Source organism: Bordetella pertussis 18323, from assembly GCF_000306945.1.
In the GTDB taxonomy this organism is placed as follows: Bacteria; Pseudomonadota; Gammaproteobacteria; order Burkholderiales; family Burkholderiaceae_B; genus Bordetella; species Bordetella pertussis.
The window spans coordinates 3,778,112-3,799,131 of record NC_018518.1; the positions used below are offsets into that span (position 1 = coordinate 3,778,112).

20 protein-coding genes and 1 pseudogene are annotated in these 21,020 nt (G+C 68.5%); 6 read left to right on the forward strand and 15 right to left on the reverse strand.

Going from position 1 to position 21,020, the window contains the following annotated elements; all coding sequences use genetic code 11:
• The first annotated feature begins 7 nt into the window (after positions 1–7).
• Both BN118_RS17910 and BN118_RS17915 read left to right on the forward strand, forming a co-directional pair.
• Positions 8–1,297 (forward strand): aromatic ring-hydroxylating dioxygenase subunit alpha, encoded by a 1,290-nt coding sequence (locus BN118_RS17910; protein ID WP_010929894.1) that lies wholly within the window; start codon positions 8–10, stop codon positions 1,295–1,297.
• Positions 1,298–1,311: 14 nt separating this feature from the next.
• On the forward strand, positions 1,312–1,827 hold the full coding sequence (locus BN118_RS17915; protein ID WP_003816293.1) for an aromatic-ring-hydroxylating dioxygenase subunit beta: 516 nt from the start codon (positions 1,312–1,314) through the stop codon (positions 1,825–1,827).
• Between the two features lie 70 nt (positions 1,828–1,897).
• Here the strand turns inward: BN118_RS17915 and BN118_RS17920 are convergent, their stop codons facing one another.
• The 6 genes and pseudogenes from BN118_RS17920 to BN118_RS17945 form a co-directional block, all read right to left on the reverse strand.
• Positions 1,898–2,515 carry an isochorismatase family protein gene (locus BN118_RS17920; protein WP_010929893.1) on the reverse strand — a complete coding sequence of 206 codons (618 nt, stop codon included), beginning with the start codon at positions 2,513–2,515 and terminating at the stop codon, positions 1,898–1,900.
• Between the two features lie 15 nt (positions 2,516–2,530).
• Positions 2,531–3,562 (reverse strand): M29 family metallopeptidase, encoded by a 1,032-nt coding sequence (locus BN118_RS17925; RefSeq protein ID WP_010929892.1) that lies wholly within the window; start codon positions 3,560–3,562, stop codon positions 2,531–2,533.
• A gap of 27 nt (positions 3,563–3,589) precedes the next feature.
• Positions 3,590–4,409 (reverse strand): annotated as a pseudogene (locus BN118_RS17930) (alpha/beta fold hydrolase).
• A 19-nt stretch (positions 4,410–4,428) separates the two neighbouring features.
• Positions 4,429–5,181 carry a maleate isomerase gene (locus BN118_RS17935; RefSeq protein WP_010929891.1) on the reverse strand — a complete coding sequence of 251 codons (753 nt, stop codon included), beginning with the start codon at positions 5,179–5,181 and terminating at the stop codon, positions 4,429–4,431.
• A gap of 25 nt (positions 5,182–5,206) precedes the next feature.
• A complete protein-coding gene (locus BN118_RS17940) occupies positions 5,207–6,169 on the reverse strand; it encodes an amidohydrolase family protein (RefSeq protein WP_010929890.1) in 963 nt (320 codons plus the stop codon).
• Positions 6,170–6,492: 323 nt separating this feature from the next.
• Entirely contained in the window at positions 6,493–7,143 is a 651-nt protein-coding gene (locus BN118_RS17945; protein ID WP_023995228.1) for a nucleotidyltransferase family protein, read from the reverse strand.
• 82 nt (positions 7,144–7,225) lie between these two features.
• Between BN118_RS17945 and BN118_RS17950 the strand changes: the two genes are divergently transcribed.
• On the forward strand, positions 7,226–8,221 hold the full coding sequence (locus tag BN118_RS17950) for an XdhC family protein (protein ID WP_010929888.1): 996 nt from the start codon (positions 7,226–7,228) through the stop codon (positions 8,219–8,221).
• 7 nt (positions 8,222–8,228) lie between these two features.
• Here BN118_RS17950 and BN118_RS17955 read toward each other — a convergent pair whose 3' ends face one another.
• The 7 genes from BN118_RS17955 to rsmB form a co-directional block, all read right to left on the reverse strand.
• Positions 8,229–8,696 (reverse strand): MarR family winged helix-turn-helix transcriptional regulator, encoded by a 468-nt coding sequence (locus tag BN118_RS17955; protein WP_010929887.1) that lies wholly within the window; start codon positions 8,694–8,696, stop codon positions 8,229–8,231.
• A 145-nt stretch (positions 8,697–8,841) separates the two neighbouring features.
• Positions 8,842–10,311, reverse strand: a complete 1,470-nt coding sequence (locus BN118_RS17960; protein ID WP_014906097.1) for a TrkH family potassium uptake protein — start codon at positions 10,309–10,311, stop codon at positions 8,842–8,844.
• 48 nt (positions 10,312–10,359) lie between these two features.
• The gene (gene trkA / locus BN118_RS17965) at positions 10,360–11,739 is read right to left on the reverse strand and encodes a Trk system potassium transporter TrkA (RefSeq protein ID WP_003818498.1); all 1,380 of its coding nucleotides are present in this window, start codon (positions 11,737–11,739) and stop codon (positions 10,360–10,362) included.
• Entirely contained in the window at positions 11,736–12,425 is a 690-nt protein-coding gene (gene plrR / locus BN118_RS17970) for a two-component system response regulator PlrR (RefSeq protein ID WP_014906098.1), read from the reverse strand. The genes trkA and plrR overlap by 4 nt, the downstream gene beginning before the upstream one ends.
• Before the next feature lie 10 nt (positions 12,426–12,435).
• Positions 12,436–14,745 carry a two-component system sensor histidine kinase PlrS gene (plrS, locus tag BN118_RS17975; RefSeq protein WP_010929884.1) on the reverse strand — a complete coding sequence of 770 codons (2,310 nt, stop codon included), beginning with the start codon at positions 14,743–14,745 and terminating at the stop codon, positions 12,436–12,438.
• Positions 14,742–15,353 carry a DUF4390 domain-containing protein gene (locus BN118_RS17980; RefSeq protein WP_014906099.1) on the reverse strand — a complete coding sequence of 204 codons (612 nt, stop codon included), beginning with the start codon at positions 15,351–15,353 and terminating at the stop codon, positions 14,742–14,744. The genes plrS and BN118_RS17980 overlap by 4 nt, the downstream gene beginning before the upstream one ends.
• An 18-nt stretch (positions 15,354–15,371) precedes the next feature.
• A complete protein-coding gene (gene rsmB / locus BN118_RS17985; RefSeq protein ID WP_010929882.1) occupies positions 15,372–16,706 on the reverse strand; it encodes a 16S rRNA (cytosine(967)-C(5))-methyltransferase RsmB in 1,335 nt (444 codons plus the stop codon).
• Positions 16,707–16,813: 107 nt separating this feature from the next.
• On the opposite strand from rsmB, the gene BN118_RS17990 reads away from it, so the two are divergent.
• A complete protein-coding gene (locus BN118_RS17990) occupies positions 16,814–17,443 on the forward strand; it encodes a LysE family translocator (RefSeq protein WP_010929881.1) in 630 nt (209 codons plus the stop codon).
• Between the two features lie 45 nt (positions 17,444–17,488).
• On the opposite strand, the gene BN118_RS17995 is transcribed toward BN118_RS17990, so the two are convergent.
• A complete protein-coding gene (locus tag BN118_RS17995; RefSeq protein WP_014906100.1) occupies positions 17,489–18,265 on the reverse strand; it encodes an aspartate dehydrogenase in 777 nt (258 codons plus the stop codon).
• 133 nt (positions 18,266–18,398) lie between these two features.
• Between BN118_RS17995 and BN118_RS18000 the strand changes: the two genes are divergently transcribed.
• Positions 18,399–19,247 carry a VOC family protein gene (locus tag BN118_RS18000; RefSeq protein ID WP_010929879.1) on the forward strand — a complete coding sequence of 283 codons (849 nt, stop codon included), beginning with the start codon at positions 18,399–18,401 and terminating at the stop codon, positions 19,245–19,247.
• A 134-nt stretch (positions 19,248–19,381) separates the two neighbouring features.
• Positions 19,382–20,332 carry an IS481-like element IS481 family transposase gene (locus tag BN118_RS18005; protein ID WP_005013747.1) on the forward strand — a complete coding sequence of 317 codons (951 nt, stop codon included), beginning with the start codon at positions 19,382–19,384 and terminating at the stop codon, positions 20,330–20,332.
• Here the strand turns inward: BN118_RS18005 and BN118_RS18010 are convergent.
• Positions 20,329–20,985 carry a GntR family transcriptional regulator gene (locus BN118_RS18010; RefSeq protein WP_224019279.1) on the reverse strand — a complete coding sequence of 219 codons (657 nt, stop codon included), beginning with the start codon at positions 20,983–20,985 and terminating at the stop codon, positions 20,329–20,331. The two genes, BN118_RS18005 and BN118_RS18010, sit on opposite strands and share 4 nt — an antisense overlap.
• Between the last annotated feature and the right edge of the window lie 35 nt (positions 20,986–21,020).

The following is a 21,020-nucleotide window of genomic DNA, read 5'->3' on the forward strand; positions in this document are numbered from 1 at the left end:
TGTCTCCATGTACCAATCCCAAACCGTCATCGGCCGTACTCTGGCGGCCAAGGACGCCCCGCTGTCGGAATGCGCGTGGCCGCAGTATGCCCTGCACTTCATCCCCGACTGGGTCTACACGAACAACGCGGTCTACGAGCAGGAGCTGGAAAAGATCTTCCGCGGCAAGACGTGGAATTTCGTCGCCCTGGAAGCCGAGCTCCCCAATGCCGGCGACTACAAGCGCTCGTACGTGGGCGCCAAGCCCGTCGTGGTGTCGCGCGCCGAGGACGGCTCGATCAACGTGTTCGAGAACCGCTGCGCGCACCGTGGCGCCGAGTTCTGTCGCCACAACCAGGGCAACGCCAAAGAGTTCGTCTGCCCCTACCACCAGTGGTCGTACGATCTGAAGGGCAACCTGCAAGGTATCCCGTTCAAGCGTGGCGTCAACCGCGAAGGCGGCATGCCCAAGGATTTCAAGAACGACGAGCACGGCCTGCGCCGCCTGCACGTGACCACGCGCAACGGCGTGGTATTCGCCTCCTACAGCAGTGAAGTCGAACCGATCGCGGAGTACCTCACGCCCGAGATCCTGGCCGATTTCGACGCCGTCTTCCCCGGCAAGAAGCTGAAGATCCTCGGCTACTACCGCAACGAGTTGCCCTGCAACTGGAAGATGTACCACGAGAACCTGAAGGACCCGTACCACGCCACGCTGCTGCACTCCTTCCTGGTGGTGTTCGGCCTGCTGGTGGCCGGCAACAAGTCCGCCATGCTGGTCGACTCGGTCCATGGGCGCCACGGCACCATGGCCTCGGCCAAGAGCGAGGACAAGTACGCCACCGTCAGCGAAGAGAACAAGAAGGAAATGCGGTCGTTCCACGATGGCCTGCGCCTGCGCGACGACCGCTTCCTGGAATTCATCAAGGAATTCGACTCGCCCTGGTCGGTGACGATGCAGACCATCTGGCCCAACCTGATCGTGCAGCGCGAAATGAACACCCTGGGCGTGCGCCACATCATCCCCAACGGCCCCGACAGCATGATCATGCAATGGACCATGTTCGGGTACGAGGACGACACCGAGGAGATGCAGCGCCACCGCCTGCGCCAGGGCAACCTGATGGGCCCGGCGGGCTTCCTCGGCCTGGAAGACAACGAAGCCATGAAATTCGTGCAGGAGGGCGTGCGCCGCGCCAGCACCGACGTCAACGTGATCAAGCTGGAGTCGGGCAAGCAGGGCACCTCGAACACGCTGATTTCCGAAGCGGCCATCCGTTCGATGTACAGCTACTACCGCGAAGTCATGGGCTTCTGAATCAGGACAGCATAATGAGCCAGACGTTCTTCCCTCCCCGTACGATCGACCCCGCCCGCGCCATTGCGCTGAAGCTGGAGGTCGAAGAGTTCAACGCCGACTACTGCGCCGCCCTGGATGGCGGCCAGGTCGAATCGTGGCCGGATTTCTTCACCGAAACCGCGCTGTACCGCGTGACGGCGCGCGAGAATGCCGAGCTGAACCTGCCGGTGGGCCTGGTTTATGCCGAAGGCCGCGACATGATGCACGACCGCGCCGTGGCGATTTCGCGCACGCAGATGTTCGCGCCGCGCTATATGCTGCACATGGTGAGCAACACCCGCGTCACCAGCGAAACGCCAGACGGCGAGATCGCCGCATCCAGCACTTTCCTGCTGATGCAGACCCTGGTCGAGGGCCCCACCACCCTGCACCTGGCCGGCAGCTACCACGACCGCTTCGTGCGCGAGAACGGCACCCTCAAGCTGCAGGAACGCCAGGTCATCTACGACACCGCCATCCTGGCCAACGACCTGGTCTATCCCGTGTAGGCAGCGGGGAGGACGGGCTCCCAGGGTTCGGCAGGTGCCTGTCTCCCGTGCGGGGACAGGCACCTGAGTGTCACTTTGTCTTTGCCAGCGCCTCGTCATGCGTCATCACGGCGGCGTATTTCTGGCGCATGTCGAACAGGTTGGCCTCGTGCGGGCCCAGCGCGCGATCGCCCACGCAATCGGACAGCACCAGCGGCCGAAAACCCGCCGACATCGCGTCGACCACGCTGGCGCGCACGCACCCGCTGGTGGTCGCCCCGGCCACCAGCAGCGTCTGCACCCCGCGCTGCGCCAGCCACGCCGCCAGCATCGTCCCGTAGAACGCCGACGGCGTGCTCTTGCGCACCACGTACTCGCCGGCCTGCGGCGCGAGCTGCGGCACGATCGCGCTGGCCGGCGCGTGCTCCTTGAGCGTGAGCATCCCCGGCACCTTGATGCTGAAGATATTGCCGTCGGCATCGTCGTCGGCATACACGATGCGGCTGTGCGCCACCGCCCAGCCCCGCTCGCGCGCGGCCGCCAGCACCGTGCGCGTGGTCTCGATCGCCGCCGCGATGTTGCCCCCGCCAAACTGCGCCGGGTCCGCGAACCCGTTGACGAAGTCCACGATCAGCAGCCCGTACGGCGCCTTCAACGGCAGCGCCGCCCCGAACCCCTGGCGCTCGTAGCTGCCCAGATCATTGCTCATGTCCCTGCCCCTTCCTCAGTCCAGTACCTTGCCCTCGCGCACCACTTCGCGCCCGTCCAGGCGCACCGTGCAGCGGCGCAGCGGAATGTCGATATGGCAGGCCGTCGTGCGGCTGCCCCCCGCCTCGTTGTTCGGCCCCAGCGAGAACAGGAAATTGCCCTCGTAGGCCCGCGCATCCATGCCGATGGTCGCCTCCCGGTCGTACAGCCCCAGCGTGGTCCAGCTCGCCCGCGGCTGCAGGCCCCAGCCGATGTGCGAGATCGCGTACGCCTGCGGGTCCTTGAACGTGGCCACGTACTCGCGCAGCATCTCCGCATCCAGCCCCCCTTCGATGCGCGTCGCGTAGCCGTTTTCCACCGTCAGCACGATGGGCTCGCTCACGTACGACTTCTGCGGCAGCAAAATGTCGCCCCGGTCGATCACGATCGTGCCGTTGGCCGAGCCCTCGTCGGGCCAGGTCAGCGCAAACCCGCTGGGCCAGTGGTCCCACCGCCCCGGCTCGTCCACGTAGCCGTACTCGCTGATCGCCGGAAACTCCCCCAGCCCGCAGCGCAGCCGCGTGCCCGCCTCCGACTCCACCGTCATCTCGCGTGCGCCCGCGATGCGAGCCGCCGCCGCCTTGACCCGCTGCCGGTCGCCCTCGGTGGGCACCAGCCGCGCCAGCACCTCCGGCGGCTCGACCGCCAGCAAAATCCGCGTGCCCCCCTGCAGGATCTCGTGCTGCTCGGGCGAGAACAGCAGCGTCATCAGGTCCAGCACCAGGTCGCTCGCCTTGAGCATCGCGATCGCCGCCTTGTTGCCCGTCAGCGGCGTGGTCCCCAGGTACGCCAGCGCATCGCGGCTGAGCGCCTTCTCCCCATTGACCGGCGGCAGGTCCAGCCGATTGACCACCGCCCCCAGCGACTGCGCCGCCACCAGCGCCGTGCCCAGCGTCTGCGGGTGCGTGGCCGCGCTGGTCAGCACCGTCACCGTCTGCCCCGCCTGCAGCCTGGACAGGCGCAGCACCTGCGTCCAGGCCCGGATCATCTCGTAATCGCTCACCGGCATCGCTACTCTCCTTGTGTCCTCGCGGCCTCAGCCCGCCCGCAGGCGCGCGCCCAGAAAATCCCCGAACGCCGCGTAAAAACCTTCCTCGTTGTCCCACGGAATCATGTGCCCCGCGCCCGCCACCCGCACGTGCACCGTGCCCGGCGCCAGCGCCTCGATCTCGGCCACGTCCGCATCGAGCACCACCTCGCCGCGCGGCCGTCATCAGCAGCCGCGCCGCCCGCACCCGCGGCAGGTCCGCGTGCACGTCGTCCTCGTGAAACCCCTCGAAGCTGGCGATCACCGCCCGCTCCTCGCACGTGTGCAGCCACTCGGCGCGCAGCTGCAGCTGCTCGGCCGTCCAGCTCGGGCAGTACGCCTTCATCTGCTCGCCCGTCATCCCCTGGCGCGCCTGCGCCATCGAGTCCACGTACCACGGCAGCTTCGACGGGTACGCCCGCCGGCCCGGCCCCGACACCGGCGGATCCACCATCGCCAGCCGCGCCAGCCCCGCCTCGCCCGTGCGCGCCGCACGGATCCCGATGCGCGCGCCCATCGAGTGGCCCACCACGCTGTAGCGCGACAGCCCCAGCGCGCGCGCAAACGCCAGCAGGTCCTCGGCCTGCACATCCAGGCCATAGTCCAGCTGCGGCCCCGACTGCGACAGCCCGCGCCCGCGCACATCCAGGATGTAGGTGTCGAACTGCTCGCCAAAACGCTCGCCCACGAACCCCCAGGTCACCGCCGGGCTGGTGATCCCCGGCACGATGATCACCGGATCGCGACCGGCCCGCTCGCCCCCATAGCGCAGGTAGTGCTGCCGGATCCCGTTGGCCTGCACGTTGCCGCCATACCGAAAATTGCTCATCGCTCGCTCCTTCTCCGGCTCAGTACGCACCCGACAGCAGCGCGCCCGCACCGGGCACCACCGCCTCCAGCCCCAACGCCTTCAGCATCGCGTACGTCGTGGCCACCGCCGCCGTCACCACCGGCTTGCCCGTCTGCGCCTCCACCTTCGCAATCGCCCCCAGCGACGGCATCTGCACGCACGCCGACAGCACGATCACGTCCGCCTCGCGGTAATCCAGCCCCGCCACGATCTCCGGCAGCCGCCCCGCATCATGGCGTCCCACCTCCAGGTTGTCCGCAATCTCCAGCGCCCGGTAATCCACCACCTCGTAGCCCTCGTTGCCGATGTAGTCCACCACCAGCTCGGTCAGCGGCTTCATGTACGGCGCCACCACCGCGATCTTCCGCGCTCCCATCACCTTCAACGCATCGACCAGCGCCCCCGCGCTGGTGATCACCGGCGCCTCGCCCCCGTTGGCCGCCGTGTGCGCCGTCAGCCGCGCCTGCGACTGACGGTGATACCCACGGCCCATCGCCATGATCGCCACCAGGCACGCATAACCCAGCACGTCCACCCGCGCATCGCTCAGCTCCACCGCGCACCGATCCGACTCCGCGTCCATCGCCGCCAGCTCCTCCTTGACCACCTTCTTCATCCGCATCCGGCTCGAATGAAAGGTGAAACGCTCCCCCCGAATCTGCTGGCGCGCCAGCAACATCGCCGGAATCTCCGTCTCCATCGTCGTATTCGAACTCGGCACGATCTGGCCAATGCGGTAGGTCTTCTGCATTACTCGTTTCTCCAAGACAGGGGCGTCACAGTTTGAACAGGCGCGCGGCGTTGCCGTAGCAGACCAGGTCGCGCGTCGCCGCGTCCAACGGCGCGGATTCGATGAACTCGACCGCCAGCGCGGTCGACTCGTACGGATAATCGATCGAGAACATCACGGCCTCGGCGCCCATCTCGGCGATCGCGCCGACCAGCGTCGGGTGGGAACAGACGCCCGAAGTCGTGATCAGGATATTGGAGCCGATGTACTCGGACGGCGCGCGCTGCAGCTTGACGCCGTACGGGTAGGCGGCGAAACGGCTGTCGAAGCGCCAGCGCTGGAACGGCAGGCCTTCGCCCATGTGTCCCAGGATGATCTTCAGCTTCGGGAAACGGTCGAACACGCCGCCGAACAGCAGCCGCAGCGCATGCGTGCCGGTTTCCACGCCCCAGCCCCAGGTCGCGCCGGCCAGTTCCGGGTGGCCCTTGTAGGCATGCGGCAGCACGTAGGCGTCGAACGGATGCAGGTACAGCGGCACGTCCAGCTCCTGCATCTGCTCCCAGAATGCATCGTAGGCGGGGTCGTCGTAATACACGCCGTTGGTGTGGCCATTGACCAGCGAGCCCTTGAAGCCCAGTTCGCGCACCGCGCGCGTCAGTTCGGCGGCGGCGGTCTTGGGATCGTGCATGGGCAGGGTCGCGAATCCGCCGAAGCGGTCCGGATGCCGGGCAATGCGTTCGGCCAGGAAATCGTTGTTCTCGCGCGCGCGGCGCAAGGCCACGGCGGCGTCGGGCTCGCCCTGCACGCCCGGGCCTGTCTGCGACAGGATCGCATAGTCGATGCCGGCGGCGTCCATTTCGGCCAGGCGCCCCGCGCCGAAGTCGGTCAGGCGCGCGCCCAGTTCGGCGGCAAAGCCCGGATCGAGATGCTGTACGAATGCCTTGGAGTAATCGCCAAAGCCGACCGCCGTGAAATGCTCCTCGAAGGCGATCTTGCGCACTTTTGTCATACGTCTGCTCCCTGGATGATGAGTCGGGTGAAGGCGCGGTTTCCAGGCCGTCCTTTTTAATCAGTATACTGACTATATGGACTCAAGTCCGCACCGCCAGGCTTTGCGATCGGGGCGTGGGCGCCGTCTCGCGGGACGCGCCGAAACCCTTGCCATGCGGGACTTTACGCGCCCGGCCAGCGACCCGCGGCAGTCCGGCCGCCCACGGCGGCACTTATATCAGTACACTGATTTTATAGTCAGTATACTGACAATTAAAAGAAAAATCTACGCCTCCTAGGGGCAACCCTGAGCCGGCCCCGCAACACCCGGGCCGGCGCCGCTCAGGCGCGATCGCCCGCCAGGTCCCCTGGCGTATCCACGTCCGCCGCCACGCCCGGGTCATCCACCGCGACCGCGGCGACGCGGTGGCGCCGCAGCAACTCCCGCGCGCCGACGTCGCCGCGCAGCGCCGCCAGCTCGCCCCACAGCGACCGCCCGAACGCCACCGGATGGCCGCGCCGCCCCTGGTGAACCGGCACCGTTATGCCATCGGCACACGCCGCCGCGCGCACGGCCGACAGCGTATCGCGCCGCACCCATGGCATATCGGCCAGCGCCACCAGGCAGACATCGGCCCGCTGCGGCATATTCGGAACCGGCCCGGCCAACAGGAAGCGGGCCGCCGCCGCCAGGCTGGCGCCCATGCCCTCGCTGGCCTGCTCGCTCTCCAGCACATGGCAGCCCTGCCCGCGCAGCAAGGCGGCCAGGGCGGCGCTTTCCGGTCTGACCATCGCCACCACGGCGTCGGTCGCCTCGCGCAAGGCCGCCGCGGCGCGCACCGCCACGGCCGTGCCGTCGGCCAGCCTGGCCAGGAGTTTGTCCTGCCCCCCGGAGGCGGCGGCGAACCGTCGGCCCTGGCCGCCCGCGAGCAAAATGCCCACGCAGGGCGCGGGCGGACCAGCCTGGGGAGAACCATGATCGACGCGTGGCATAGTATTCAGTATAGTGAGTAAATTCCAGGCGCATGCCGGCGCGTTGCTGGCCGCGCCGCCCGTCCGCGAGTAGAGTAGCCCCATGAACGCCCTGGATCTGGATGTATTGCAGCACGCCCGCGACTGGCTTGCCAGCGGCCGGCGCGTGCACCTAGTCACCGTCGTGCAGACCTGGGGGTCGGCGCCGCGCCAGGCGGGCGCCATGCTGGCGGTGCGCGACGACGGCCAGGTCGTGGGCTCGGTGTCGGGCGGCTGCATCGAAGACGACCTGATCGCGCGGGCGCGCGCCGGCACCCTGCCCGAGCGCGCCGAACGCCTGACCTACGGCGTCACGCGCGACGAAGCCACCCGCTTCGGCCTGCCCTGCGGCGGCACGCTGCGCCTGGTGGCCGAGCCGCTGGCGCCGCGCGATGCCTGGCTGGACGAAGTGCTGCAGGCGATTGCCGAACACCGCCTGGTGCGCCGCACGATCGACCTGCACACCGGCGCGGCCGCGCTGGAAGCCGCCGCGCCGGCCGAAGGGCCGGATTTCGACGGCCGCATGTTCCGTGCCGTGTACGGCCCGCACTGGCGCCTGCTCATCATCGGCGCCAACCAGACCGCGCAGGTGCTGGCCGATATTGCCGCCACCCTGGATTTCCAGGTGATCGTGTGCGACCCGCGCGAGGAATTCCATGCAGCCTGGCATGCGCCGCACGCCACGCTGGTCGCCACCATGCCGGACGACATCGTGCTGGAGATCGGCACCGACGAACGCACCGCCATCGTGGCGCTGACCCACGATCCCAAGCTGGACGACATGGTGCTGCTCGAGGCGTTGAAGTCGCGCGCGTTCTATGTGGGCGCGCTGGGATCGCGCGCCAACCAGGAAAAGCGGCGGGAAAGGCTGCGCCTGTTCGACCTGGGCGACGAGGACATCGCCCGGCTGCGCGGGCCGGTCGGGCTGCCCATCGCCAGCCGTACGCCGGCCGAGATCGCCGTGGCGGTGGCCGCCGAACTGGTCTGGGTGCGCAATACCCTGGGCGATCGCGAACCGTCCGGCGCGCCATTGCCGGCGGCGTTGGCGCCGGCGCGCTGAAGCCCGGCTACATGGCCTTGAGCGCCGTGCGGCTGTACTGATTGTTGGCGTCGACCAGCGTCGACAGCAGCTTCATGAAGATTTCGCGGTTGCACGGCGACAGGGGCTCGAGCAGCCGTTGCTGCGCGCGCGCCATGCCGCCTTGCAGCAGCCCCATGATGCGCAGGCCTTCCTGCGTGATCACGGCCTGGCGCGAACGCTTGTCGTTGGGGTTGACGCGGCGCTCGACCAGCCCGCGCTCCTGCAGCCGCTTGATGACGTCGGCGGTGGTGGTGCGGTCCAGCCCCAGCTCCATGCCGATCGCGGTCTGGTCCAGCCAGGGGCTCAGCGACAGGGCCGTCAGCACGCCATATTGCACCGGCGTGACGTTCTGCGTCTTGCACTCTTCGTAGAACAGCGCGTAGTGGATCTGGTTCAGGCGCCGCACAAGGTATCCGGGCCGCGACCACAGCACCTGCTTGGCAGGATCGAACACCGTACTGTCCGTCAGGGAGGACGTTGTGCGCTTCTTTCTCGTTGCTTGCTTGTCTGGTTCTGGCATGGGAGAGAAAGGCCTTACGCCAAATTTAGTGAGTACACTGAATAGTACACCACCGCGCGGGCAGCGGCCGCGCGCGCCGCTATTTGCGCCAGAACAGCGGCGTGAACAGCACCAGCACCGTCAGCAATTCGAGACGCCCGATCAGCATCGCGAACGTGCATACCCAGGTCTGGAAATCATTCAGTACCGAGAAGTTGCCCATCGGCCCCACCGGCCCCAGCCCCGGCCCGGTATTGTTGATCATGGCCATGACGGCCGAAAAGGCCGTGATCAGGTCCAGCCCTGACAGCAGCAGCAGGCTGCTCAGCACGCCCACCGACAGGCCGTACACCAGCATGAAGGCGAGCACCGACGCCATGACGCGCTGGTCCACCACGCGCGAACCGATGCGCACCGGGCTGACCGCGTGGGGGTGCAGCATGGTGACCAGCTCGTTGCGCGCCTGCTTGACCAGCAGGATGATGCGGATCATCTTGATGCCGCCGCCGGTCGAGCCGGCCGAGGCCACGAACGCCGACAGCAACAGCATGGTCAGCGGCGCGAACAGCGGCCAGGACGCGTAGTCCACATTGGCGTAGCCGGTCGTGGTAGCCACCGAAATGGTGTTGAACATGCCATAGCGCAACGCCTCCCAGGGGTCTCCGTATACGCCCTTGATATAGAGGAATACGGAGATCACCAGGCCCGCGCCCAGCATGACCGTGAGGTACGGAATGGTCTGCGGGCACACCACGTAGGCGCGCCAGTTGCGCTGGCGCAGCGCGTTGAAGTGGGTGGCGAAGTTGATGCCCGAGATGGTCATGAAGACGATGGCCACCAGCTCGACCGACAGCGAGTCGAAATGCGCGAAGCCATCGTCATAAGTCGAGAACCCCCCCAGCCCCATGGTCGTGGCCATATGGCACCAGGCGTCGAACCACGACAGGCCGACGGCCCGATAGGCCAGCAGGCATACCATGGAGAAACCGAAATACACCGCGTACAGCGCCTTGGCGGTGCTGGCGATGCGCGGCGTGAGCCGCTCGTCCTTCATGGGCCCGGGCGTCTCGGCCCGCACCACCTGGTGTCCGCCCACGCCCAGCAAGGGCAGGATGGCCACCGCCAGCACCAGGATGCCCATGCCGCCGATCCAGATCAGCGTGGCGCGCCACAGGTTGATCGAGGCCGGCAGGGCGTCGAGCCCGCTCAGAACCGTGGCGCCGGTGGTGGTCAGGCCGGACATGGCCTCGAAATAGGCATCGGTGAACGACAGCGGTATGCCCACGTCGTCGTAGTAGAGCAGCAGCGGGATGGCCGCCAGCGCGGGCAGCGCGGCCCATACGGTGGACACCAGCAGGAAGCCGTCGCGCGCGTGCAGCTCGCTGCGGCCGCGGCGGGTCGCCAGCCAGGTGCCCGCGCCGATGCCCAGCGCCAGCAGGAAACCTTCGAGAAAGGCGGTGAAGCCGGCGTCCTGGCCGATGTAGGCGACCGCCAGCGGAATCACCATGGTGAGCGCGAACACCACCATGGTCAGACCCAGCACGTAAAAGGTCGCCAGCAAACGCTTCATGAATACCGCTCGACGTCATGGCCCGGCGCCCGAGCGCGGCCGCGTGGTTCAGAAAAAGGAGGCCGACACCTGGAACAGTTTCTCGACGCGCGGCATCTGCCGGCGCGAAGGCACGAAAACGATGACATGGTCGTCCGACTGGATTTCGGTGTCGGCGTCGGGAACGATGATCTCGTCGCCACGCACCAGCACGCCGATGCTGGCGCCCTTGGGCAGCCCGATCTTGCCCACCGCGCGGCCGACCACCCGCGAGTTGGAGCGGTCGCCATGGGCGACGGCCTCCAGGGCCTCGGCCACCCCCTGGCGCAGCCGGTGCACCGCCACCACGTCGCCGCGCCGCACATGCCGCAGCAGCTCGCTCATGGTGGCCTGCGACGGCGAAACCGCCACGTCGATATGGCTGCCCTGCATGAGTTCGCCATACGCCTGCCGGTTGATCAGGGCGATGACCTTGCGCGCGCCCAGCCGCTTGGCCAGCAGCGAGGACATGATGTTGTCCTCGTCGTCGCTGGTCAGGGCCAGCCAGGTGTCCATGTCCTCGATATTCTCGCGCTCGAGCAGCGCTTCGTCGGTGCCGTTGCCATGCAGCACCAGTACGTTGTCGGGCAGCTCGGCGGCCAGGTATTCGCAGCGCTTGGCATCGTGCTCGATGATGCGCACGCTGTAGCCTTCCTCGGCCAGCTGGCGCGCCAGCCGCAGGCCGATGTTGCCGCCGCCCGCGATCATGACCCGGTGCACGGTCTTCTCGGCCTCGCGCAGCTGGCGCACAGCGCGCCGCGCGTGCCGGGTGTCGACGGCCAGCACGACCTCGTCGCCCGGCGCCACCACCGTGCCCGTCCCGGCATGCAGCGGGCGTCCGTCGCGCAGCACGTCGACGATGCGGGCCGTGACGTCCGGCCAGACCTCGCGCAGTTCGTCGACCGGGTGATGCGCCATGGGACTGCCGTGGCCCACCCGGACCGTGATGACGCTGACGCGCCCGCCGGCGAACTCGACCACCTGCAGCGCCTCGGGAAACTCGATCAGGCTGTGCAGGTAGGTGGTGACGCTGCGCTCGGGACTGATGAGCGCGTCGATGGCGAAACCCTCGTCGCTCATCAGCTCGGGATGGTCGGCGAACTCGGGCATGCGGATGCGGGCGATGCGGCGCGGCACGTTGAAGACTTCGCGCGCGATCTTGCACGCCACCAGGTTGGCCGCGTCGGAAGCCGCGCAGGCGATGAACAGGTCGGTGTCGTCGGCGCCGGCCGACTCCAGCACCGATACCTGGATGCCGTCGCCCTGCACCACGCGCAGGTCGAAGCGATCCTGCAGGTAGCGCAGCTGGCCGACGTCGGTATCGATGACCGTGATGTCGTTCTGCTCGGACACCAGGTTTTCGGCCACGCTGGTGCCAACGCGCCCCGCCCCCATGATGAGGATCTTCATGTGCCTCGCTTGCGCGCGGATTCGATGCCCAGCTGCTTGAGCTTGCGGTACAGGTGGGTGCGTTCCAGCCCGGTGCGTTCGGAGATGCGCGTCATGCTGTGATTCTCGCGCACCAGGTGGTATTCGAAGTAGATGCGCTCGAATTCGTCGCGCGCCTCGCGCAGCGGCTGGTCGAGCGAGATGCTGCCCAGCTGGCCGTTGGAAGCGGCCGGCGCCTCGACCGGAGCCTGGAATGGCTGCGGCGGGTCGAGCTCGTCCTCGAGCGCGACGGCCACCGGCGCCGCGGCGGCATGCGCCAGCGGCGGCGCGGCGCGCGGCGCGCGGACGCGCGCCAGGCCGGCTTCGATGGTCTTGAGCAGGCGCTGCAGCGTAATGGGCTTTTCGAGAAAGTCCATGGCGCCGATGCGGGTCGCCTCGACGGCCGTGTCGATGGTGGCGTGGCCGCTCATCATGATGACCGGCATGTCCAGCAAGCCCTGCGACGCCCACTCCTTGAGCAGACTGACGCCGTCGGTATCTGGCATCCAGATGTCGAGCAGGACCAGGTCCGGGCGCATGCGCAAGCGCGCGGCGCGAGCCTGCGCCGCGTTCTCGGCCAGTTCGACCGTGTGCCCCTCGTCGTATAGGATCTCGGACAGCAGCTCGCGAATGCCAACTTCGTCGTCGACCACCAGAATTCTGGCCATAACCTCTCACCTATTGCGTAGCCGCATTATCCTTTTTTTGCGCGGTCGCGTCCATAGTATCGGACGGCAAAGCCAGGCGGGTCAACAATATGGAGATCCGCGCGCCCCCTTCCTTGCGATTGGCGAGATCGATGCGGCCGCCATGTTCTTCAATGATCTTGCGCACAATGGCTAATCCTAACCCAGTCCCGTGCGCCTTGGTCGTCACGTAGGGCTCGAAGGCGCGCTGCATGACCTGCGGCGGAAAGCCCGGTCCGGTATCGGCCACGGTGAAACGCACCGCGCGCTGCTGCCCGCCGTCGGGCTGCTCGCTTTGCACGATCTGCGTGGTGACCTTCACGCGCCCCTCGCCGCCCTGCTCGGCGACCGCGTCGCGGGCGTTGGACAGCAGGTTGTGGATGACCTGGCGCAGCTGGGTCGGGTCGCCCTCGATGTCCGGCAGGCCGGGCGCCAGCTCCACGTCCAGATTGAGCACGCGCGCCGCGCCGCGGCCGCCGCCGTCGCCCGGATCCCACCCATACAGCGACAGCACGTCGGCCACCAGCGCATTGAGGTCGATGCGCTGCATGACAGCCGGCGGCGTGCGGGCGTACTCGCGGAAGTCGTCGACCATCTGCTTGAGCGAGCCCACCTGGTTGACGATGGTGTTGGTGGAGCGGATTAGCATCTGCGCGTCGGCCGGCTGCAGCCGGTCGGCCAGCTTCATGGCCAGGCGCTCGGCCGACAGCTGGATCGGCGTGAGCGGATTCTTGATTTCGTGGGCCAGCCGGCGCGCCACCTCGCCCCAGGCCACGGTACGGTTGGCCGAAATGACCTCGGTGATGTCGTCGAACACCACCAGGTAGCCGTTGCCGCGGCCGTCCACGCGCAAGTGGGTGCCGCGCGCCAGCAGCGTCACCGGCTGCCCGCCGGTTTCGTCCAGCCCCGGGGTAATCTCGAACTGCTGCTGCCAGTGCAGGCGTTCCGAGCCCACCGCCGCGTGGGCCGCGAAGGCCTGGCGCACCACCTGGGCGAACTCCAGCATGCCGTCCACGGTTTCCAGCGGCCGGCCGATGACCGAGCGCAGGTCGGCCTGCAGAATGGTCTGGGCGCCCTGGTTGACCGTGGTGACGCGGAACCCTTCGTCGAAGGCGATCACCCCGGACGACAGGTTGGACAGCACGCTTTCCAGGTAGACGTTGGAGCGCTCCAGCTGGCGCCGGTTGCTTTCCACCATCTGGCGCGCCTCCTCGAGCTGGCGCGTCATGGCGTTGAACGAGCGGGTCAGTTGCCCGACTTCGTCGCGTTCGGGCGGCTCGGGCAGCGGCCGGAAATCGCCCACGCCCACCGCCTGGGTACCGCCGGCCAGCCGCAGCAGGGGCCGCACCAGCCGCTTGGACAGCGACAGCGCCACCGCGATGGCGGCGAACACCGCCAGCAGCAGGGCCAGGGTCAGGGTGATGCCGTACAGCTTGCGCAGGCCCAGCCGCGACAGCGCCAGCTCCTGGTAGTCGCGAAAGCCCTGCTGCACCCGGTTGGCGTTATGGGCGATCTGGTCGGGCACGGCATGCATCAATTGCAGCCAGCGCGGCTCGGCCGAGCCGCCCAGGATGCCGTCGAAGCGCGCCGGCGCCGACAACGGGATCACCACGCGCAGGTGCAGGCCGCCCTCGGCGCCCGGAATCGCCGGGTCGTCGGCCTCGGCGGCCGAGTAGCCGCGCGCCAGCCGCAGCTGGTTCAGCAAGGTGGCAGGCAAGCTGGGCGGCAGCAGCTGCCCGTAGGTATTGGTGGAGAAGGCCAGTATCCGCCCGCTGCCGGTGAATACGGTGGCCTCCTGCGCCCCGTTGGCCTCGCGCAGCCGCGTCAGCGCCAGCGGAATGTCGTTATCGGACATGTTGTTCAACTCGGCCGCCATGGCGCGGGCGCGCACATCCATGTCGGCCAGCTGCGAGTCGAGCGCGGCGCGGCCCAGATTCAGGCCCGACTCCAGCGCGCTGTCGACGCGGACGTTGAACCACGACTCGATCGAGCGCGACATGAACTGCACCGACAGGGTGTAGATCAGCGCGCCCGGCACCACCCCGATCAGGGCGAAGGCCAGCGCAAAACGGGCCGTCAGGCGGGCGCCGAACTGGCGCCGGCGGATCTGGCGCGCCAGCCGCACGGTCAGCGCCACCACCCAGACGAACAGCGCGAAGGCGAAAATACCGTTGAGAATCAGCAGGGTGTCGTAATAGCGCGCAAAGCGTGACGCATTGCCGGTGGACCAGGCCAGCAGGCCCAGCAGGGCCAGGCCGCTGACGCCGCCGACCACCAGGGCAAGGCGTAGAAACATTCTCATGAGGGGTCCCGCGCGGGCTCGGCCAGGGCGAAGGAGAACTCCGCCCACGGCGTGGCCGGCGACCACGAGCTGCTGTTGAGGGCGTTGACCTGGAACGGCCGCGCCAGTTGGGAGGTATCCAGGCGTACGCGCAGCTGGCCGCCATAACGCACGCCGGGGTCGAACTCGGACGCGTCGGCCACCTGCCAGTTGCGGATATGGCGCACCAGGTCCATGGCGTCGTCCAGCGAGGCGACCGGCAGCGAGAGCTCGCCCGCGCCGGCCCGCCACTGGCGGGTCAGGGCGTTGTAGGCAATGCGCCAGGTAATGCTTTTGTCGACCAGCGTGTGATCGAACCACCACCAGCGCGACCGGGTGATCTGCAGGTCGGCGGTGAAATAGAGCGGCACGCCACGCTGCGCCGCGTCACGCAGCTGGTCGTTGAGCTCGAAATGGACGTCGGCGCTCAGCTCCAGCTTGCCGTCGCGCACCAGCGGCTCGATGCGCTGGACGTGCGGATCGGCGGCATGGGCAAGCCCGCTCGTAATCGGCGAGAACGAGCCAAATACCAGCAACAACGCGACAAATAGGCGAAGAATCATCGACATACGGCAAATGCGCAGCAGCATGACCCTATTCTTGGCGATTCAGGTCCGCTTGGCAAACAAGGCATAGAAAAAACCGTCGTGTTGCGCCTGCGGTGTTGCATCGATGGCAACAGGCAGCAGCTGCCCGGGCGCGTCCAGGGGCGCGGCGTCGGCATGGCGGCGCGCGAAGGCCTCGGCCTGCTCGCGCCCTTCGGCCGGAAACACCGAGCAGGTCACGTAAAGCAGGCGCCCGCCCGGGGCGACCGTGCGCCACAGGGCGTCGGCGATGCGCGCCTGCAGGGCGGCGGTGCGCGGCACGTCCTTGGCGCGGCGCAGCCAGCGGATGTCCGGGTGGCGGCGCACGATGCCCGACGCGGTGCACGGCACGTCGGCCAGCACCGCATCGAAGGGCCGGCCGTCCCACCAGGCGTCCAGGTCGCTGGCGTCGGCGGCCGCCAGCCGCACCCGCGGCGTGCGCAGGCCCAGGCGTTCCAGGTTCTGGTCCACCCGCTCCAGGCGTTGCACGTCCGCGTCCAGGGCCAGCAGGTCGATATCGGCCAGTTCCAGCAGGTGGGCGGTCTTGCCGCCCGGCGCGGCGCAGGCGTCCAGCACTCGCATGCCGTCGGCCGGCGCCAGCAGCGGCGCGGCCAGTTGCGCGCCTGCATCCTGCACCGACCACCAGCCCGCGCCATAGCCCGGCAACTGCGGCACCGGGCGCGGCTCGGCCAGCACCAGGCCGGCATCGCCCACCGGCGCGGCGGCCACGCCGGCCTGCGCCAGCGCCTGGCGCGCCTGCTCTACCGTGGCGCGGCGGCGGTTGACCCGCAGGGTCAGCGGCGCGGGCACATTGGCCCCGGCCAGGATGCCGCGCCATTGGTCCGGATAGGCGCGCTCCAGCAGCTCCACCCACCAGCGCGGGTGGTTCCAGCGCGCCGCGGGGCGCTCGGCCACGCTGTCCTGCAAGGCTTCCCGCTCGCGCAGGAAGCGCCGCAGGCTGGCGTTGAGCAGGCCCTTGTAGGCGGCCAGCTTGCGCTGGCCGGCCGCCGCCGTCACCGCCTGGTCGACCACCGTATGCGGCGCATACTGCGGCGCGCCGGGCTGCGCCGCGGCGCCGGGCGCGGGACGCAGCAGGCTCAGCGCCACCCGCAGCAGCGCGTCGAACAAGGGTCCGGGCGAGCGCCGCACCAGCGTTTCGGCCACGGCGTCGGCCCAGCCCAGCTGCCGCATGGCGTGGAAACTGATCGCCTGCACGGCCGGCCGCAGCGCCGGCGGCGTCTCGGCCAGCGCATCGGTCAGCGAGCGTCCCTTGCGCACCGCCTGCACGGCGGCGGCGGCGCCCAGCAGCACGGCCGACAGGGGCGGGGCCAGGACGGAGGAATCGACAGAGGAAGGCATATGAAACGTTTCTGACGGCAGGACCGATATGGTAGCCGGACACTGGACGCGACCGGCGGCCGGCGTCACACTGCACGCTTGCCCGGCCATGCCGCGCGGAGCCCGCCATGACGCTTGCCACCCTCGCCCTGTTTGTCCTCGCCTCCGGCCTGATCATCGTCACGCCCGGCCCGACCGTGCTGCTGGCGCTCAGCAACGGCTCGCGCCACGGGGTGCGGCGGGCCTGCTGGGGCATGGCCGGCGCGGTGCTGGCCGACCTGGTGCTGGTGGCCGCCGTCGCCGGCGGCCTGGGCATGCTGCTGGCGGCGTCCGAACCGGCCTTCCAGGCCCTCAAATGGATCGGCGCTGGCTATCTGGCCTATCTGGGCTGGCGGCTGCTGCGCAGCGACGCCGCCCTGGTGCTTCCCGCGCCGGCGGCGGGCGGCGGCGACAGCGGCGCCGGCGCGCTGTTCTCGCGCAGTTTCCTGGTCGCCCTGACCAACCCCAAGGCGCTGCTGTTCATGTCGGCCTTCCTGCCGCAGTTCATCGACCCGGCCGCGGCGCTGGCGCCGCAGTACGGCGCGCTGGCGCTGGTGCTGGCCGTGCTGAACCTGGCCGCTATGCTGGGCTATGCCGCGCTGGGCGCGCGCCTGGTCCGGGCATTGCGCACCGGCGGCCTGCGCTGGATCAACCGCCTGTGCGGCGGCATGCTGGTCGTGCTGGCGGGCACGGTGGCACTGTACCGGCGCGCCGGCTGAGGCAGACCGCCCGGCGCGGCTCGCGCTTGCGCCGCGCCCGCCCCGTCAGGACAGGGCGAGAAAACCCGAGCCCAGCGCCGCCTGGGCCAGGCTGCCGGCCACGATGCGCGACGACGGCGACGATTCGGATATCCGCAGGCCGCTGACGCGCGCGTGGAAATCGCCGAACTCGCCCCGCGCGAGCAATTCGTGGACGTTGGCCGTCGCATCGGGATCGATCAGCATCTCGACCCGCGTACGGTCAAAGCCGATGCCGGCCAGCGCGATCGTGCCCGTCAGGTTGGCGTTCTTGGGAAACCGGGCCACGGCCTCGCGCGCCGAGCCGGCGAACGCCAGCCCGCGCTCGGGCAGGGGCCCGCTCACATAGCGCTGCAGCGCCACCGGCGGCATGGTGCCCCGGTACAGGACTTCCGCCACGCCCACGTGCCGGGCGGCGGCCAGGCCGTCGATGCCCACCATGGCGCCGCTGGGGATGCGGATGCGCGCGCCGGCAGCGGCCGCGGCCTCGAGCAACGCGCCGCGCAGCGCGTCATCGGCCAGGGCGCCGACCGAGGCCGGCACCAGGTCCACCCCGGCGGCCAGGATGGCCTGGGCGTATTGCGCCAGCGCGGCCTGGCCCGCGCATTCGACCACCACGTCCGGCCGTTGCGCCAGCAACGCCTCCCAGCTGCCGTGGCAGGGCAGCGCGCCGCGTGCGCGTCCCGGGTCGCGCACCAGGCAGCCCACGATCTCCACTGGCCGGGGCTGGCGGGCCAGATGGCCGGCCATCGCATTGGCCAGCACGCCGCATCCCACGATGCCCACGCGCAACGGTGTATTCATAGTCGATTCCCCTCGCTGGATGGCCGCCGGCGCCACGCCGTGGCCCATACGCAAAATTAGTATACGATAATATTTAATAGTATAATCTTAGCCACACAGGCGGGCAGCCGCCCGCGCATGAACAGGAGTGGAAATGACCGCCAGAGTCGGTAGAGTTGATCATCCGGTCGTAGCCGTGCACGACCTGGACCGGACCAGCCAGCAATACAGGAAGCTGGGGTTCGTCGTGCCGCCCAGTGGCAAGCACCAGGAATGGGGCACCGAGAACCTGTGCATCATGTTCCCCGGCGACTATCTCGAAATCCGCGGCATCGGCGACCCGAACAAATTCCTGGCGGGCGTGGACAAATTCCTCGCCAAGGGCGAAGGCCTCTACAGCGTGGCGTTCAACGCGGCATCGGCCCAGGAAAGCTACCAGGCCGGTCTCGCGGCCGGCCTGGAGATCGAACCGCCGCGCCACCTGAACCGCAAGCTGGTGCTGGAAGACCGTACGCTGGACCTGCACTTCGAGACGGTCATGCTGGGGCACGACCTGTATCCCGGCCTGACGCACGCCAATCTGTGCCAGCACCTCACGGCCGACACGCTGCGCCAGCCCGGCTGGACCGATCACCCCAACGGCGTGGTGGCGTTCGGGCGCCTGGTGGGCATGGTGTCCGATTTCGACGCGGCCGCGGCCGCCTACACCCGGCTGATCGGGGCGGAGAACGTCACGCGCGGGGACGACCATATCCTGCTCGACTTCGGCGCAGGCGCCGACATCGAGCTGATCGGCCCGGCCGAGGCGCAACGCCGCGGCGATGCCCAGCCCCAGCTCGGCGACGCCTACCTGGCCTCGGCCACCTTGCTGGTCAAGGATGCGGCCGCCACGGCCGCCCTGTTCGAAGCCAACGGCGTGCGCTTTACCCGCCAGCCCGGCGGCGAACTGAAGGTCGACCCCGCCGACGCCTGTGGCGCGCACCTGTATTTCAAGCAGGCCTGAAACCGCATCCGGCGCCCGGCCCAGGCCGGGCGCTAGGTGTGAAGATTCAATAGGTTGTATGCATGGTTCATCCGAACCGGATTTGAGAAACTGGAAATCGCCAACTCCCCAGTTCACTCAAGGAGCCCGGCCGGATGAACACCCATAAGCATGCCCGATTGACCTTCCTACGTCGACTCGAAATGGTCCAGCAATTGATCGCCCATCAAGTTTGTGTGCCTGAAGCGGCCCGCGCCTATGGGGTCACCGCGCCGACTGTGCGCAAATGGCTGGGCCGCTTCCTGGCTCAGGGCCAGGCGGGCTTGGCCGATGCGTCCTCGCGCCCGACGGTCTCGCCCCGAGCGATTGCGCCGGCCAAGGCGCTGGCTATCGTGGAGCTGCGCCGCAAGCGGCTGACCCAAGCGCGCATCGCCCAGGCGCTGGGCGTGTCAGCCAGCACCGTCAGCCGCGTCCTGGCCCGCGCCGGTCTGTCGCACCTGGCCGACCTGGAGCCGGCCGAGCCGGTGGTGCGCTACGAGCATCAGGCCCCCGGCGATCTGCTGCACATCGACATCAAGAAGCTGGGACGTATCCAGCGCCCTGGCCACCGGGTCACGGGCAACCGACGCGATACCGTTGAGGGGGCCGGCTGGGACTTCGTCTTCGTGGCCATCGATGACCACGCCCGCGTGGCCTTCACCGACATCCACCCCGACGAGCGCTTCCCCAGCGCCGTCCAGTTCCTCAAGGACGCAGTGGCCTACTACCAGCGCCTGGGCGTGACCATCCAGCGCTTGCTCACCGACAATGGCTCGGCCTTTCGCAGCCGCGCCTTCGCCGCGCTGTGCCATGAGCTGGGCATCAAGCACCGCTTTACCCGACCTTACCGCCCACAGACCAATGGCAAGGCCGAACGCTTCATCCAGTCGGCCTTGCGTGAGTGGGCTTACGCTCACACCTACCAGAACTCCCAACACCGAGCCGATGCCATGAAATCCTGGCTACACCACTACAACTGGCATCGACCCCACCAAGGCATCGGGCGCGCTGTACCCATCTCCAGACTCAACCTGGACGAATACAACCTATTGACAGTTCACACCTAGGCCTTGCGGAAATACGCCTGGACTTCGCGCTGGGTGTGCTCGATGTGCTTGCGCAGCAGCGCCACGGCGCGCGCGGCATTGCCTTCCTCGCAGGCCGCGAGGATCTTCAGGTGCTCCTGGTGCGAGCGGTCATGGCCCGCGGCCTCGGTCACGCGCAGCCGCATCAGCTTGCCCATGTGGTCGCGCACCGACCGGATCATGGCCAGCAGGCGCGGCCGGTTGGCCGGCGCATACAGGCAATCATGGAATTGCGCGTTCAGCTCGCTCCATTCGGACGCGTTCTCGTGCCTGCTGTAGGCATCGAGCAGGCGGCGCGCCTGCGCCAGATCGGACGGCGCCATGTTGGGCACCGCCAGCTCCAGCGCCCGGCATTCGATGGCCAGGCGCAGGTCCAGCATCTCGACATAATCGGCCGCGGTCAGTACCGCCACCGTCGCCCCGGCGTTGGGCGTGAAGACCACCAGGCCCTCCGACTGCAGCCGCACCAGGGCTTCGCGAACCGGAATCTTGCTGATGCCCAGATCGGCCGCCACCTCGTCCTGGCGGATCGGCGCGCCCTCGGCCAGGCTGCCTTCGAGAATGCGCTTGCGCAGCTCGCCATACGCGCGCTCGGTGGCTGTACCGGCGACTTTTCTCTGAGCGGTTTCGGGCATGGGGGCAACCAGGTTCATGACGAAAGGGATTCTAA

Excerpts from the sequence above, each read along its gene's own strand:
- BN118_RS17910 (WP_010929894.1), top strand. The coding sequence starts at position 8 with ATGTACCAATCCCAAACCGTCATCGGCCGTACTCTGGCGGCCAAGGAC.
- BN118_RS17990 (WP_010929881.1), top strand. The coding sequence starts at position 16,814 with ATGACGCTTGCCACCCTCGCCCTGTTTGTCCTCGCCTCCGGCCTGATC.
- BN118_RS18005 (WP_005013747.1), top strand. The coding sequence starts at position 19,382 with ATGAACACCCATAAGCATGCCCGATTGACCTTCCTACGTCGACTCGAA.
- BN118_RS17940 (WP_010929890.1), bottom strand. The coding sequence starts at position 6,169 with ATGACAAAAGTGCGCAAGATCGCCTTCGAGGAGCATTTCACGGCGGTC.
- BN118_RS17935 (WP_010929891.1), bottom strand. The coding sequence starts at position 5,181 with ATGCAGAAGACCTACCGCATTGGCCAGATCGTGCCGAGTTCGAATACG.
- BN118_RS17915 (WP_003816293.1), top strand. The coding sequence starts at position 1,312 with ATGAGCCAGACGTTCTTCCCTCCCCGTACGATCGACCCCGCCCGCGCC.
- BN118_RS17980 (WP_014906099.1), bottom strand. The coding sequence starts at position 15,353 with ATGCTGCTGCGCATTTGCCGTATGTCGATGATTCTTCGCCTATTTGTC.
- BN118_RS17925 (WP_010929892.1), bottom strand. The coding sequence starts at position 3,562 with ATGCCGGTGAGCGATTACGAGATGATCCGGGCCTGGACGCAGGTGCTG.
- trkA (WP_003818498.1), bottom strand. The coding sequence starts at position 11,739 with ATGAAGATCCTCATCATGGGGGCGGGGCGCGTTGGCACCAGCGTGGCC.
- BN118_RS17960 (WP_014906097.1), bottom strand. The coding sequence starts at position 10,311 with ATGAAGCGTTTGCTGGCGACCTTTTACGTGCTGGGTCTGACCATGGTG.
- rsmB (WP_010929882.1), bottom strand. The coding sequence starts at position 16,706 with ATGCCTTCCTCTGTCGATTCCTCCGTCCTGGCCCCGCCCCTGTCGGCC.
- BN118_RS17920 (WP_010929893.1), bottom strand. The coding sequence starts at position 2,515 with ATGAGCAATGATCTGGGCAGCTACGAGCGCCAGGGGTTCGGGGCGGCG.
- BN118_RS17950 (WP_010929888.1), top strand. The coding sequence starts at position 7,226 with ATGAACGCCCTGGATCTGGATGTATTGCAGCACGCCCGCGACTGGCTT.
- plrS (WP_010929884.1), bottom strand. The coding sequence starts at position 14,745 with ATGAGAATGTTTCTACGCCTTGCCCTGGTGGTCGGCGGCGTCAGCGGC.
- BN118_RS18010 (WP_224019279.1), bottom strand. The coding sequence starts at position 20,985 with ATGCCCGAAACCGCTCAGAGAAAAGTCGCCGGTACAGCCACCGAGCGC.
- BN118_RS17945 (WP_023995228.1), bottom strand. The coding sequence starts at position 7,143 with ATGCCACGCGTCGATCATGGTTCTCCCCAGGCTGGTCCGCCCGCGCCC.
- plrR (WP_014906098.1), bottom strand. The coding sequence starts at position 12,425 with ATGGCCAGAATTCTGGTGGTCGACGACGAAGTTGGCATTCGCGAGCTG.
- BN118_RS17995 (WP_014906100.1), bottom strand. The coding sequence starts at position 18,265 with ATGAATACACCGTTGCGCGTGGGCATCGTGGGATGCGGCGTGCTGGCC.
- BN118_RS18000 (WP_010929879.1), top strand. The coding sequence starts at position 18,399 with ATGACCGCCAGAGTCGGTAGAGTTGATCATCCGGTCGTAGCCGTGCAC.